Here is a 12,376-nt window from a genome sequence, read left to right on the forward strand (position 1 = left end):
TGATTTTGTAAAAATAATAAAATTTTACGGGGAAACTTGTTCTATTTCTTTCAAAATTTTGTAAACCAAATGAGTAGGAAGTCCCATAATCGTATAATAGCTTCCGGTTATTTTTCTGATTTTTGCCATTCCGAGCCATTCCTGAATGCCGTAGCTCCCTGCTTTATCGAAAGGTTTGTAATTCCGGAAATAATAGTCTGTTTCACCATCTGTGATTTCATCAAATTCCACATCCGCAACATCAGTCTTCGTGATGGTTTTATCTGAGGTTTTTATGGTAATTCCTGTGTAAACCTGATGGGTTTTTCCGGAAAGTAGTTTTAGCATTTGTCCTGCTTCTTCTTCATTCTGTGGTTTTCCCAAAAACTGATCATCAATGGCTACAACGGTATCTGCCGTCAGTAAGACTTCATTTTTTTCAAGACTTCGAAATGTATTTGCTTTCAATTCAGATAAATAAGCAGCAGACTCCCCTACTTTAATGTGCTCAGGAACAATTTCTTCACAATCAATTTTCACGACTTCAAATTCAAATCCTAAACTTGCCAGAAGTTCTTTTCTTCTCGGAGATTGTGAGGCTAATAATAATTTCATTTACAGTAAATTAAGTAGATTGTGTATCGTCGTCATCGTGCCAGTTTCCCTGAACTTTCATCACCTGTTCAATTACATCACGTACAGCACCGCTTCCTCCTTTGATGGGCGAAATATAATCGGAAATGGCTTTTATTTCGGGTACTGCATTTTCCGGACAGGCAGAAATGGCAGAATTCTTCAGAATCTGAAGATCAGGAAGATCATCTCCCATTGTTAAAATTTCATCGTATTTAAGGTGATGTTTTTTTCTGAAATCTTCAAAATCTGCCATCTTGTTGTGAGATTTGGCATAATAATCTTCAATACCAAGGTAATTGATTCTGTGTTTTACCATTTCATCGTTCCCGCCGGTAATTACTCCGATCAGATAATTGTTTTTTAATGCTTTTACAACAGCATATCCGTCCAGAACATTCATTACCCTGCACATATTTCCGCCGGGCATAAGATATACGCTTCCGTCGGTGAAAACACCATCTACATCGAATACAAACGCTTTGATATTTTTTAGTTTCTCCTTATAACTCATACATTTTCTGAATTGAGTGATTCATTGTTTTATAAATTTCCAGGCTTTCCCCATGCAGTAATTGTTCGTGAAGCTCCAGTATTCTTTTGTCATTTCTTACTGCGGGTCCTGTCTGGGCAGATCGCGGCTCAATTTCGTAAATTTTCTGTACAGTTTCATCAATCAGCGGTAAAAAATAATCAAAAGGAATTTCCTGCGAATCCGAAATCTCTTTAGCCCTTGTAAACAAATGATTTACAAAATTGCAGGCAAAAACTGCAGTAAGATGAATATACTTTCTTTTTTCATGGGTACTTTCCATGACGTTCTTTGAAATTTTGGACGCAATTTCAAAAAGTAACTTTTTATCCTGTTCGTTTTCTGTTTCGATGAAAAACGGAATTTTAGAATAATCCAGTTCTTTCAGTTTTGAGAAGGTCTGCAAAGGGTAAAAACTTGCTTTTCGGTAGTCGCCTTTCAGGCTTTCTTTAGGTAAAGATCCGGAAGTATGCACTACAAGACTATCTTTTTTAGTAACCATTTTCGAAACTTCTTCAACAGAATTGTCACTTACACTAATGATGTATAAATCTGAATCGACTAAAATTTTAGTTGAATAGGGTATTTCTAATTCTTCTGAAATTTTTTTTAACTCCTCTTCATTCCTTCCGAAAATCTGAGCCAGAGGAATGTTATTCTCAACAAATGCTTTTGCCAGATGATAGGCGACATTTCCTGAACCGATAATTACAATTTGCATAAAACAAATATAAGTTTTTACGGTGATTTGAAACACGAAACTTCATTCTTAAAAGCAGAATTAATTAATTTTAACGTTCGAGAATCGGGATTTAAAATAAATATTTTTCTGTAGTTTTTTACTATAAAGATCAATATTTTAATAATAAATGTCCTTTGATAAAGCATTTCTGCCAATATATAGTTTCTTATAGTAAGCAATACACGGTAAAGATTTCAAATAATTCATATATTTAATTATGATATTTGGACTAAAAATTGAAGGAGTAATTTAACTTTCAATTATTTTTGTAATCCAAAACAATGAAAGCATCCTATGAAGATTAAAGACACGGAGATTATTTCGTTGATGCAAGATCCGCGAACTCAGGAAAAAGGAGTTCGTGCCTTAATGGATGCTTATCAGAGTAGATTGTATTGGCACATAAGAAGAATTATTGTGGACGGAGATCTTGCTCAGGATACTTTGCAGGAAACTTTTATTAAAGCTTATCAGAATTTTCATCAGTTTAAAAATGACAGCCAGTTGTACACATGGCTGTACAGAATCGCCACCAATGAGGCGTTGCAGCAGGTGAACAAACTGAAAAAAATGCAGAAAACGGATGAAGATCCGGAGTACCATATGCAGAATCTTATTGCAGACAATACAGACGGTGATGCGGAAGAAATACAGATTTTGCTGCAGAATGCCATACAAAGCCTGCCCGAAAAGCAGAAACTGGTATTTATGATGCGGTATTATGATGATTTGCCTTACGAAGAAATATCCAAAATTGTGGATATGTCGGTAGGAACATTAAAAACAAATTATCATTATGCCAAACAGAAGATAGAAGAATATATCAAAGAGAATTACGAAAGATAATTTTTGAGAAACAACAGCATGAAAGATTTTGATCTGGAAAAATTGGAACGCAAAAATATATACAAAGTCCCTGAAAATTTGTTTGAAAATATTCAGGGTAAGGTATTGAGCGGGATCAATGATTTTGATCTTGAGCAACTGGAACGTAAGAATATTTATAACGTTCCGGAAAATATATTTGAAACCGTTCAGGATAACGTTGTGAAAAGTATTCTGCCTGCTAAAAAAGCACCGATTTTTAAACTGAACTGGGCATATGCAGCAGCGGCGTCTATTGCTTTGGTTTTTGGAGCGACATTTGTTTTCAATAACGGAGATCCCGCCGATCCGGCAAAGGAGCAGATTGCTGTAAACCTTCAGGAACCGAAAACGGAGAGCCAGATTGCTTACGAAACCTTAAAATCGGATTTAACTTCTGTTGAAAATAATAATCAGACAGATAGCAGTCAGGATAATAATAAGTCTTTAGCGAAAGAAGAAAAATCGGCTAAGACAGCAGATGAAGTGAAACCAAAATCTTCACCATCTGTTTCGAAACAAAATGAGGCTCAGATAAACGAGTATCTGGATTCTTTCTCAAATTCCGAAATATCGGAGTTGGCAAGCAATTCTACACAGGATGTTTATCTGGACTTATATAATTAAAAGAAAATGAAAAAGATATTATTTACGCTTTTTATTATCTATAGTTTTGGTCTGAATGCCCAAAGGACAGATTATGACTGGAAAAAGATGGATCCTAAGCAAAGAAAGGAGATCATCAATAATCTTTCTCCTGAGGAAAGAAAGGCACTTCTGATGAAATTCAGAAACAATATGGTGATGGAAAATCTGGATATTGATCCTAACGATAAAGATGAATTTACCGATATTTATAATGAATATCTGGAAAGCCAAAAGCAGATAAAAAGTCAGTTCAATTCAGATTTTAATCCTGAAGATCTATCCGATGAAGAAGCGAAAGCCAAGCTTCAGCAGAGTTTCGAAGTAGGGCAGAAGCTGCTTGATAACAGAAAAAAATATGCAGATAAAATGCAGAAGGTAATACCTTGCCAAAAAGTTTTGAAACTTTTTCAGTCTGAAGGAATGATGAGAGATAAAATGAATGAAAGAAAACCTTTTGGGAATAGTGGCAGCGGTAGTGCTCTAAGACCAAGACAAAACCCATAATAGTTTATTTTTTTAATGTTGGACGACCCTTGCAATTTATTTGTGAGGGTCGTTTAATTTTAAATTAAAACTATATTTTTGCGAAAATTTTTAACGATGAAGAAGATAATTCTGTTTTTGATGTTTTCGTGTTTTCTAACCGAACAGAAGACAGCACTCGATTCCAGAAAAACAGAAATAGATAAACCTGAAAATCTGTCTGCCATTTATATTGATCCGCTTACCGGAGAATATATTTTTACCGAATAATTTTAATTTAAAAAATTTAATGATGAAAAAATTTTTGCAACTTGTGACGACTTGTCTTATGATTATTTCTTTTGCCCAGAATAAAGAAATAATAAAATTGAAAGGGGATATTCCTAATAATGGAGAAGGAGATTACAACACATTAATTGTTATTGATAACAGAAAAGATAAAACCATCGGGGTTCTGCCTTTTGGAGATGGCAAAGAAATGAGAGAAGTTTCGTTTCAGAACAGTCCTGAAGACGATCTTTCCGAATGGTACCGTAAAAGTAATCTGAAGGGAGGGAAGCAGGATTTTGTATTAGTTCTTAATGATCTTAAATTATCTGTAAAAGAAACGTACGAAAGGAAAAACATCGGAACCATGAAATTTTCCCTGCAAAGTTTTGTGAAGGAAGGAGATAAATATCATTTTCTGTATAAAAAAGACACCACATTTATGTTCAGCCACAGAGATGTTGCTGATGCGATGGTAAGAAATATGCATCATCTTTTTTCTTTGTATCTTGAAAAAACACATAAATCCAAACCTTCAAAATATGATCTTACCTTGGATGATATTTCCAATTATCAAAGCTATGTAAATAATTATCCTGCATTTAAAAATGAAACCCTGAAAGAAGGAATCTATCTGGATTACAATTCGTTTTTCAGGCAGACTCCGGAAGAAGGTTACACTTTGGAGCGATGGGAAAATGGAACATTAGACAGGGCTGTAAAAACTGAAAACGGAAAGAAGATGAAAATTCCTTCCCGTAAAATGTTTATCTATGTAGAAAACGGAAAAGCGTTTAAAAATACCTATTCCGGATTTCAGGAACTGTTAAAAAATGAAAAAGGATTTTATATCGTCGCAAAACCCAGCAGTTTATTTCCGCCTCAATATGATATTAAATTAGGGATCATGTTTGGATTGGCAGGCGCAATTGCAGATGCATTACTTTTTAATCCGAATAAGCTGAGCCATAATCCTCAGGAAATTTACATTGATCCGATGACAGGTGAGTACGATTTTAATGATATTTTTGATCAATTACCATAAAAAGAATTTTGGTCATATCTAATCATTAGAAGATAAATAACTTTACAGATTCAAAACAGGTTACCAATGTCGGAAACTTGCTTTTAATATTGGACGACCCTTGCAATTTATTTGTGAGGGTTGTTTAATTTTAAATTAAAACTTTATTTTTAATGAAATTTTTAACTATGAAAAAAATAATTCTATTTTTGATGTTTTCGTGCTTTCTAACGGCACAGAAAATTCAGTATATAGAACTTAAAAATAATATCAAAGACAAAAATCATATTGCTAAATCTTTTACTCTATTAGATAAGAGAAAAGATAAAACTATTGGAATTGTATCGCACAGGAAAGATCCTTATGAAGTAAAATTTGAAAAAGATGATCTTGAAAAATTATTTACTGAGTGGTTTGCGGAAAATAATAAAGAAACAGGAAAAACGGATTATTATCTTATTCTCGAAGAACTTGCAGTAAAAGATATTCCAACCGAAAGATCACAAATGGGGCATCTGCAAATGAAAATGGTTACTTTTCTTAAAAGAAATGATAAATATTATTTTTTAAAAAAGTTTAATATTTCCAAAGACTTTATGCAGAGAGATCATGCCTATATTACTAGAGCTATTGCTGCCAGAATATCTGCTGAATTATCCAATATTATTAATGATTCTTACGATGTAAAGGCTCTAAACTATCCTATAGCCGAAAATGAACTGGAAGACTATGAAAAGAATATAACGGAAAAAATGCCGATTTATAAAGCTGATTCTCTTACGAACGGAGTTTATATGGACTTCAGATCATTTGTAGATCAGAAAAAAGATTTGGAACTTATTGTCAGAAAAAATAATGAAGGTAAAATAAAGGGGGTTAAAAGGATTGACGGGTATGATAATTTCAAAGATTATTTTGCCGTAATAGATAACGGAATCGCTTATAAAAAGACACCAACAAGCCTTATAGAAATCGAAAAGGATGAAGAAGGATATTTTATCACTGCCGCTGCGGAAGAATTATTTCCAGAACAAACCAATTACTATGCAGCAGGAGCAGCAGGAGGAGGCTTAATAACAGCTTTGGCTGTCTCAGTTATAGATCTGGCTATTTCAAGAATCAGAAAGCAGAATGCAAAATATTACAGAGTTGGAATAGACATGCTAACAGGAGAATATATTTTACCTGCAAACTTTGATAAAAATAAATAGATTGCTTATAAAAAAGAGACAACGCGTCTCTTTTTCTCTTTTTATAAATGAAAGGAATAAGAAACGATACTTCATTCATCAAAGAGAATGTTCCGTATTTGTAGTTTTTACATCAAAAAGTAAAATTATTTTGAAAACAGTCCGGATTTGTCCTAATGTTTATGAAAGTAGAAACGAAATTAAATTTTAATTTTATTGGCTTATAAATTGATACTAAAAAATACTGCAACTTCAGAAGGTAAATGAACAAGTCTATCGTAATTTTAGCTCTTATTTTTAATTGTTTCTTCTTTTTTCAGGCACAGGAAAAAAAGGATTCAATCTATTACAAAATTGAAAAATTTTCAGATAAGAGAAAATTTACAAAATTCCTTCACCGCTTTATATTTCGTAGAGAAGCAGATTCCGTTTCCGTAAAAACAACCACCGAAAAAGTAGCGCAGGAAACATATGACGGAAAATACATCAGAAATATTACAATAGAAACCATAGATCCTTTCGGATACGGTTCTCGGGATAAAAAAGAGAAATCCAGATGGTACGACTGGTTTACCAATCATCTTCATTCCAATACAAGAATTTCCACGGTTAACAATTATTTACTTTTCCAAAAGGGAGAAGAATACAATGCCCAGAAAATCTACGAGTCTGAACGTCTGCTGAGAACAATGCCTTTTATCAACAGAGTAAACATCAGTATTTCTGACAGTACTTCCACCAGAGATTCTATAGATGTTATCGTAAAAGTGCTGGATTCATGGAGTCTGAAACCCAGAGCAAGCTATTCCGGAAGTAAAATCGGATTAGGCGTTACCGAAGAAAATTTTCTTGGACTGGGGCATGACTTAAGCTTTCTTTACCGTAACGATTCTAAAGAAAAACAGAATTATTTACTCGGAAGTTACACCGCATACAATTTATGGGGTTCCTACATTAATGCACAGATTCTGGGAGAGCGGGATTTTGCTAAAAATGAAAGAATAAGTCTCAGTGCAACGCGCGATTTTTTCTCCCCATTAACCCAATGGGCGGGAGGATTTAATTTTGAATACTTCATGCGCCGCGTTTTGCTGCCTATAGAATCCGAAACAGCTTTTCCCGAAGCTCAGATTAAAGTGTACAGTCAGAATTTGTGGGGAGGTTACCAGATTCCTATAGCCTCAAGATCTTCAGAAAAGGTTTCCAGCAATATTGCTTTAATCGGAAGATTTCAAAATTATCAGTACAAGGATAATCCGGCAATAGACAAGTACGATTATTTTACCTCTTACAGCAGTTTTCTGGCGTCTGTAGGATTTATACAGCGAAAATTTTCTGTTCAGAAAAATATCTTTCAGTACGATCTTCCGGAAGATATTGCGTACGGAACTTCGGCGAGCCTTACAGCGGGAGGCTTGTCCAGAAACAACAGAATCATTCCGTATGCCGGAATTTCTTTAGCACACGGAGATTTTACCAATATAGGATATTTCAGTGTGAAAGCACAGTTCGGGAAATTTTTCAATGAGGAAAGACAAAACCGCGAATCTTTCCGATTGGATGCCACCTATTTTACCAATCTTATGGATTGGAAGTTTGCCAGTGCGAGACACTTTTTTTCTCCCACATTAGCTTTGGGAAATCCACAGCAAAACTATTCCTACAGAGACCGCATCAATCTTTCTTCCAGTGATGAGTTTCCGGTGTACAGTGCAGATTATATAGGGACAAAAAAACTCGTTCTGCGATATCAGCTTCAGCTTTTCGTAAACAAAACATGGAAAAACTTTCATTTCAGTCCTTACTTAACAGCTGCAGCAGGCTGGTTGGCGGGACCGGATGAAAAATTGTTAAAAACAAACGTTAATACAAAAATAGGAATCGGAGTTCTCATTAATAATCCTTTTCTGGTATTCAACCGGATTCAGATTTCCTTCACCTATTACCCAAAAGTTCCTTTTGACAATAATTCATTGTTTGATTTCAACAGCAACCGGAACAATCTTTTGCCAATGAACGGCTTTACAACAGATATCCCGCATTTCGTAAATTTTGGAAATTAAAAAAGGGCAGAATTAAATTTTTGTTCTTCAAAATTAAGACTAAGGAATTATCCTGCATTTTGTTATCTTTGCAAATTACAAGATTCTTAAATGAAAAACATACGAAATTTTTGCATAATCGCCCACATCGACCACGGTAAAAGTACTTTGGCGGATCGTCTTTTGGAATATACCAATACGGTGACTCAGAGAGAACTGCAGTCTCAGACACTGGATGATATGGATTTGGAGAAAGAACGTGGAATTACCATTAAATCCCACGCGATCCAGATGGATTATGAATATAAAGGAGAAAAATATATTTTAAACCTTATTGATACACCGGGACACGTAGATTTTTCTTACGAAGTTTCCCGTTCCATTGCTGCCTGCGAAGGAGCGCTTCTAATTGTAGATGCAGCACAGAGTATTCAGGCACAGACGATTAGTAATTTATATCTGGCACTGGAAAACGATTTAACCATCATACCTATTCTGAATAAAATTGATCTTCCTTCCGCAAACCCTGAAGAAGTAACCGATGAAATCATGAACCTGATCGGTTGCGACTATGAAGATGTTTTAAGAGTTTCCGGAAAAACAGGAGAAGGAGTTCACCATTTGCTTGAGCAGATTGTAGAAAGAATTCCGGCTCCGGTAGGAGATCCGGATGCGCCGCTTCAGGCTTTGATCTTTGATTCGGTTTATAACCCGTTCAGAGGAATTGAGGCTTACTTCAAAGTGGTAAACGGAAGTATTTCTAAGAACGAAAAAATTAAATTCTTCGCAACCGGAAAAGAATACGGAGCCGATGAGGTGGGAACACTGAAATTGAAACAGGTTCCTAAGAAATCGGTAGAATGTGGAGATGTAGGATATCTGGTTTCCGGAATTAAAGATGCTAGAGAAGTAAAAGTAGGTGATACAATCACCTCTTTTGAAAAACCTGCAGCAGGACCGATTGAAGGTTTCGAGGAAGTGAAACCAATGGTTTTTGCCGGAATTTATCCGATTGACTCTGAAGATTTTGAAGAATTAAGATTCTCTCTTGAAAAATTAAGACTGAATGATGCCTCTCTGGTTTTCGAACCTGAAAGCTCTGCTGCACTTGGTTTTGGTTTCCGTTGCGGGTTCTTAGGAATGCTTCACATGGAAATTGTTCAGGAAAGACTGGACAGAGAGTTCAACATGAACGTGATTACAACGGTTCCCAACGTATCTTACTTCGGGTATACCAAAAAAGAACCTGAAGTTCCGATTATGATTAATAACCCTTCGGAAATGATGGATCCTACCACGATGGACAGAGTAGAAGAACCTTATATTAAAGCTTCTATCATCACAAAATCAGATTTTGTAGGTTCTGTTATGACACTTTGTATCGAAAAAAGAGGAGAAATTGTTAACCAGAGTTACCTGACATCAGACAGAGTAGAATTAATCTTCAATATGCCTTTGGCTGAGGTGGTTTTCGACTTCTACGACAGGCTGAAATCCATTTCTAAAGGGTATGCTTCATTCGATTATCATCCGATCGGTTTCAGAGCTTCCAAGCTTGTAAAAATGGACATCCTGATCAATGGAGATATGGTAGATGCTTTATCTTCATTGATTCACGATTCAAACGCCTATCACATTGGTAAAAAAATGTGTGAAAAACTTCGTGAGCTGATTCCGAGACAGCAGTTTGATATTGCCGTTCAGGCAGCGTTAGGAACGAAAGTTATTGCAAGAGAAACCATTAAAGCGTTAAGAAAAGACGTTACCGCAAAATGTTACGGAGGAGATATTTCCAGAAAGCGTAAACTTTTGGAAAAGCAGAAAGAAGGTAAGAAAAAAATGAAGCAGATTGGTAGAGTAGAAGTACCGCAATCGGCGTTCATGGCTGTTTTGAAGCTGAATGATTAGTGAAAGAGCCAAGTAAAAAGGCAAAAGATAAAAGTAAATCCGCAGATTATTTCTGCGGATTTTTGTTTTTAAGATATGAATTCGTAAATTTGTGTATTCATAACGCAAATTAAAACAATGGAGTCTCCAAAAAAATTACAGGATATAAAAGTGGCTGTAGATGCAGTAATTTTCGGATATTTTGATAAAAAAGATCTGCAGATCCTTCTCATTAAAAGAAATATTGAGCCCTTCAAAGGAGGTTGGGCGCTTCCCGGAGGTCTGGTTTTGGATGATGAAAACCTTGATGATGCCGTAAAACGCGAACTCCACGAAGAAGCAGGAATAAAGCCCGATTTTTTGGAGCAGCTTTACACTTTTGGAAACGTCGGCCGCGATCCCCGAAACCGCGTTGTTTCTATTGCTTATTTAGGACTTGTCAATCCATCTTATCATGAGTTGTTTGCTGATTCTGATGCGGAAGATGCACAATGGTTCAGCGTGAATCAGCTCCCTAAACTGGCTTTTGATCATCAATCCATTATTGATATTGCCTTAAAAAGACTTCGCACGAAAATCCAGTATCAGCCGATCGGTTTTAATCTTTTAAACGATGAATTTGCCTTTTCTGATCTTGAAAACCTATACAAAACCATCATCGGAAAAGAAATAGACCGCCGTAATTTCCGCAAAAAGATCATGAGCTACGGATTGCTTAACGAAACCAATAATCTTAAAAAAGAAGGCAGCGGAAGACCCGGAAAACTCTTCACCTTCAATCAGGAAAAATACAGGGAACTCGAAGAGCAGGGATTTTATTTCGAAATCAAATAGTTTTTCTTAAACACAAAAAGCACAAATATTTACACGAATTTTCACGAAAAATTCTTTTCTGTGTTCGCTGTCATTCAGAATGAAGCGAAGCGGAATGAAGAGTTTTTAAACTCAATAATAGATTCTTCCTTCGTTAGAATGACACAGTGTGTATATATTTTACCCTCTATATTAATTGATTAAAAATTTGCGCCATTTGCGAAAACATTTGTGCCATTTGTGTTTAAAAAAAATCAGCTTACCAAGTCAATTACGATTCCAATATCAATATCAATAGAAACGGACTTAGTCCGTTCTTTCAATAAAATTTCAATTGGCTTTAGCCTAAACATAAAAACCAATAAATACTAGTGTCCATTGTGAAAAACATTTGCGCCATTCGTGTTTAAATAAAATAATTTTTCAATTCAGAAATCTTAATTGGCTTTAGCCTAAACATAAAACCAATAAATACTTGTGTCCTTTGTGAAAAACATTTGTGCCCCTTGTGTTTAAATAAAATAATTTCAAACCGGCTTTAGCCAAAATCTAAAGCATAAATAAAATTTGCGCCATTCGTGTTTCAATAAAATAAATTTTTAACATTGAAAATCAATCAATTAAAATATTTAGCGTAAAAATAACACAAATAAATTTGGAAGATAAAATCATATTCCTTTAAATTTGTGTAAAAATAACGCAATCATGAAATATACATTAAATAATACCATCGAAAAATTTCATCAAAAAGAAAATCCAGAATTTCTTTTCTTTTGGGGACACACCGTGAAAGATGAAATTACAAAAGCCTGCTTCAGTCAGTGGTTTCCTTTTGAGTTTGAAGAAAACGGAATCATGTACAAAACAGCAGAACATTATATGATGGCCGGAAAAGCGAGATTATTTAATGATCATGAAATTTTAGAGCAAATTTTAAAATCAGAAACTCCGAATCAGGCAAAAAGTTTAGGCAGAAAAGTCAGAAATTTTGATCCTCAAGTTTGGGATGAGCATAAATATGAAATTGTAAAACAAGGAAATCTATTAAAGTTTTCTCAAAACGAAAAATTTAAAGAATTTCTGCTTTCAACAGCCGATAGAATTTTAGTTGAGGCAAGTCCGTACGACAAAATCTGGGGAATCGGAATGCTGGAAACCAATGCAAAAGCAAAAGATCCTTCAAAATGGAATGGTGAAAATTTATTAGGATTTGCTTTGATGGAAGTAAGAGACGAATTAAGAGGGTAAAAACACAATAACCGTAAACCAATT

13 protein-coding genes are annotated in these 12,376 nt (G+C 34.9%); 10 read left to right on the forward strand and 3 right to left on the reverse strand.

All coding sequences use genetic code 11. The features are described from left to right. Positions 1-24: 24 nt before the first annotated feature. Genes KKI44_RS13810 through KKI44_RS13820 form a run of 3 tightly spaced genes read right to left on the reverse strand, consistent with a single transcriptional unit; the run spans position 25 to position 1,865 of the window. Complete coding sequence (locus KKI44_RS13810; protein WP_214587804.1) at positions 25-594, reverse strand: Maf family nucleotide pyrophosphatase; 570 nt, start codon at positions 592-594, stop codon at positions 25-27. Between the two features lie 10 nt (positions 595-604). Next, positions 605-1,126, reverse strand: a complete 522-nt coding sequence (locus KKI44_RS13815; protein WP_214587805.1) for a KdsC family phosphatase — start codon at positions 1,124-1,126, stop codon at positions 605-607. Next, positions 1,116-1,865, reverse strand: a complete 750-nt coding sequence (locus KKI44_RS13820; RefSeq protein ID WP_214587806.1) for a Rossmann-like and DUF2520 domain-containing protein — start codon at positions 1,863-1,865, stop codon at positions 1,116-1,118. The genes KKI44_RS13815 and KKI44_RS13820 overlap by 11 nt, the downstream gene beginning before the upstream one ends. Before the next feature lie 315 nt (positions 1,866-2,180). Here KKI44_RS13820 and KKI44_RS13825 point away from each other — a divergent pair, with 315 nt between their 5' ends. The 10 genes from KKI44_RS13825 (at position 2,181) to KKI44_RS13870 (ending at position 12,352) form a co-directional block, all read left to right on the forward strand. Next, positions 2,181-2,732, forward strand: coding sequence for an RNA polymerase sigma factor (locus KKI44_RS13825; protein ID WP_214587807.1), 552 nt, complete (start codon positions 2,181-2,183; stop codon positions 2,730-2,732). Between the two features lie 18 nt (positions 2,733-2,750). Further along, on the forward strand, positions 2,751-3,377 hold the full coding sequence (locus KKI44_RS13830) for a hypothetical protein (protein ID WP_250902068.1): 627 nt from the start codon (positions 2,751-2,753) through the stop codon (positions 3,375-3,377). A gap of 6 nt (positions 3,378-3,383) precedes the next feature. Further along, a complete protein-coding gene (locus KKI44_RS13835; RefSeq protein WP_214587808.1) occupies positions 3,384-3,902 on the forward strand; it encodes a hypothetical protein in 519 nt (172 codons plus the stop codon). A 96-nt stretch (positions 3,903-3,998) separates the two neighbouring features. Next, positions 3,999-4,151 carry a hypothetical protein gene (locus KKI44_RS13840; RefSeq protein WP_214587809.1) on the forward strand — a complete coding sequence of 51 codons (153 nt, stop codon included), beginning with the start codon at positions 3,999-4,001 and terminating at the stop codon, positions 4,149-4,151. Between the two features lie 22 nt (positions 4,152-4,173). Then, positions 4,174-5,193 carry a hypothetical protein gene (locus KKI44_RS13845; RefSeq protein WP_214587810.1) on the forward strand — a complete coding sequence of 340 codons (1,020 nt, stop codon included), beginning with the start codon at positions 4,174-4,176 and terminating at the stop codon, positions 5,191-5,193. 167 nt (positions 5,194-5,360) lie between these two features. Continuing rightward, the gene (locus KKI44_RS13850; protein ID WP_214587811.1) at positions 5,361-6,383 is read left to right on the forward strand and encodes a hypothetical protein; all 1,023 of its coding nucleotides are present in this window, start codon (positions 5,361-5,363) and stop codon (positions 6,381-6,383) included. 242 nt (positions 6,384-6,625) lie between these two features. Further along, positions 6,626-8,425 carry a hypothetical protein gene (locus KKI44_RS13855; protein ID WP_214587812.1) on the forward strand — a complete coding sequence of 600 codons (1,800 nt, stop codon included), beginning with the start codon at positions 6,626-6,628 and terminating at the stop codon, positions 8,423-8,425. Positions 8,426-8,515: 90 nt separating this feature from the next. Further along, positions 8,516-10,312: a translation elongation factor 4 gene (lepA, locus tag KKI44_RS13860; RefSeq protein ID WP_087706645.1), complete on the forward strand. Its 1,797-nt coding sequence runs from the start codon at positions 8,516-8,518 to the stop codon at positions 10,310-10,312. A gap of 117 nt (positions 10,313-10,429) precedes the next feature. Then, on the forward strand, positions 10,430-11,125 hold the full coding sequence (locus KKI44_RS13865) for an NUDIX hydrolase (protein ID WP_214587813.1): 696 nt from the start codon (positions 10,430-10,432) through the stop codon (positions 11,123-11,125). Between the two features lie 684 nt (positions 11,126-11,809). Continuing rightward, positions 11,810-12,352, forward strand: a complete 543-nt coding sequence (locus tag KKI44_RS13870) for an NADAR family protein (RefSeq protein ID WP_214587814.1) — start codon at positions 11,810-11,812, stop codon at positions 12,350-12,352. Positions 12,353-12,376 lie beyond the last annotated feature (24 nt).

The sequence above is a fragment of the Chryseobacterium sp. ZHDP1 genome (genome assembly GCF_018603435.1).
Lineage (GTDB): Bacteria > Bacteroidota > Bacteroidia > Flavobacteriales > Weeksellaceae > Chryseobacterium > Chryseobacterium indicum.

Coding starts and splice junctions, on each gene's coding strand:
- KKI44_RS13810 (WP_214587804.1), bottom strand. CDS start 594: ATGAAATTATTATTAGCCTCACAATCTCCGAGAAGAAAAGAACTTCTG.
- KKI44_RS13815 (WP_214587805.1), bottom strand. CDS start 1,126: ATGAGTTATAAGGAGAAACTAAAAAATATCAAAGCGTTTGTATTCGAT.
- KKI44_RS13820 (WP_214587806.1), bottom strand. CDS start 1,865: ATGCAAATTGTAATTATCGGTTCAGGAAATGTCGCCTATCATCTGGCA.
- KKI44_RS13825 (WP_214587807.1), top strand. CDS start 2,181: ATGAAGATTAAAGACACGGAGATTATTTCGTTGATGCAAGATCCGCGA.
- KKI44_RS13830 (WP_250902068.1), top strand. CDS start 2,751: ATGAAAGATTTTGATCTGGAAAAATTGGAACGCAAAAATATATACAAA.
- KKI44_RS13835 (WP_214587808.1), top strand. CDS start 3,384: ATGAAAAAGATATTATTTACGCTTTTTATTATCTATAGTTTTGGTCTG.
- KKI44_RS13840 (WP_214587809.1), top strand. CDS start 3,999: ATGAAGAAGATAATTCTGTTTTTGATGTTTTCGTGTTTTCTAACCGAA.
- KKI44_RS13845 (WP_214587810.1), top strand. CDS start 4,174: ATGAAAAAATTTTTGCAACTTGTGACGACTTGTCTTATGATTATTTCT.
- KKI44_RS13850 (WP_214587811.1), top strand. CDS start 5,361: ATGAAAAAAATAATTCTATTTTTGATGTTTTCGTGCTTTCTAACGGCA.
- KKI44_RS13855 (WP_214587812.1), top strand. CDS start 6,626: ATGAACAAGTCTATCGTAATTTTAGCTCTTATTTTTAATTGTTTCTTC.
- lepA (WP_087706645.1), top strand. CDS start 8,516: ATGAAAAACATACGAAATTTTTGCATAATCGCCCACATCGACCACGGT.
- KKI44_RS13865 (WP_214587813.1), top strand. CDS start 10,430: ATGGAGTCTCCAAAAAAATTACAGGATATAAAAGTGGCTGTAGATGCA.
- KKI44_RS13870 (WP_214587814.1), top strand. CDS start 11,810: ATGAAATATACATTAAATAATACCATCGAAAAATTTCATCAAAAAGAA.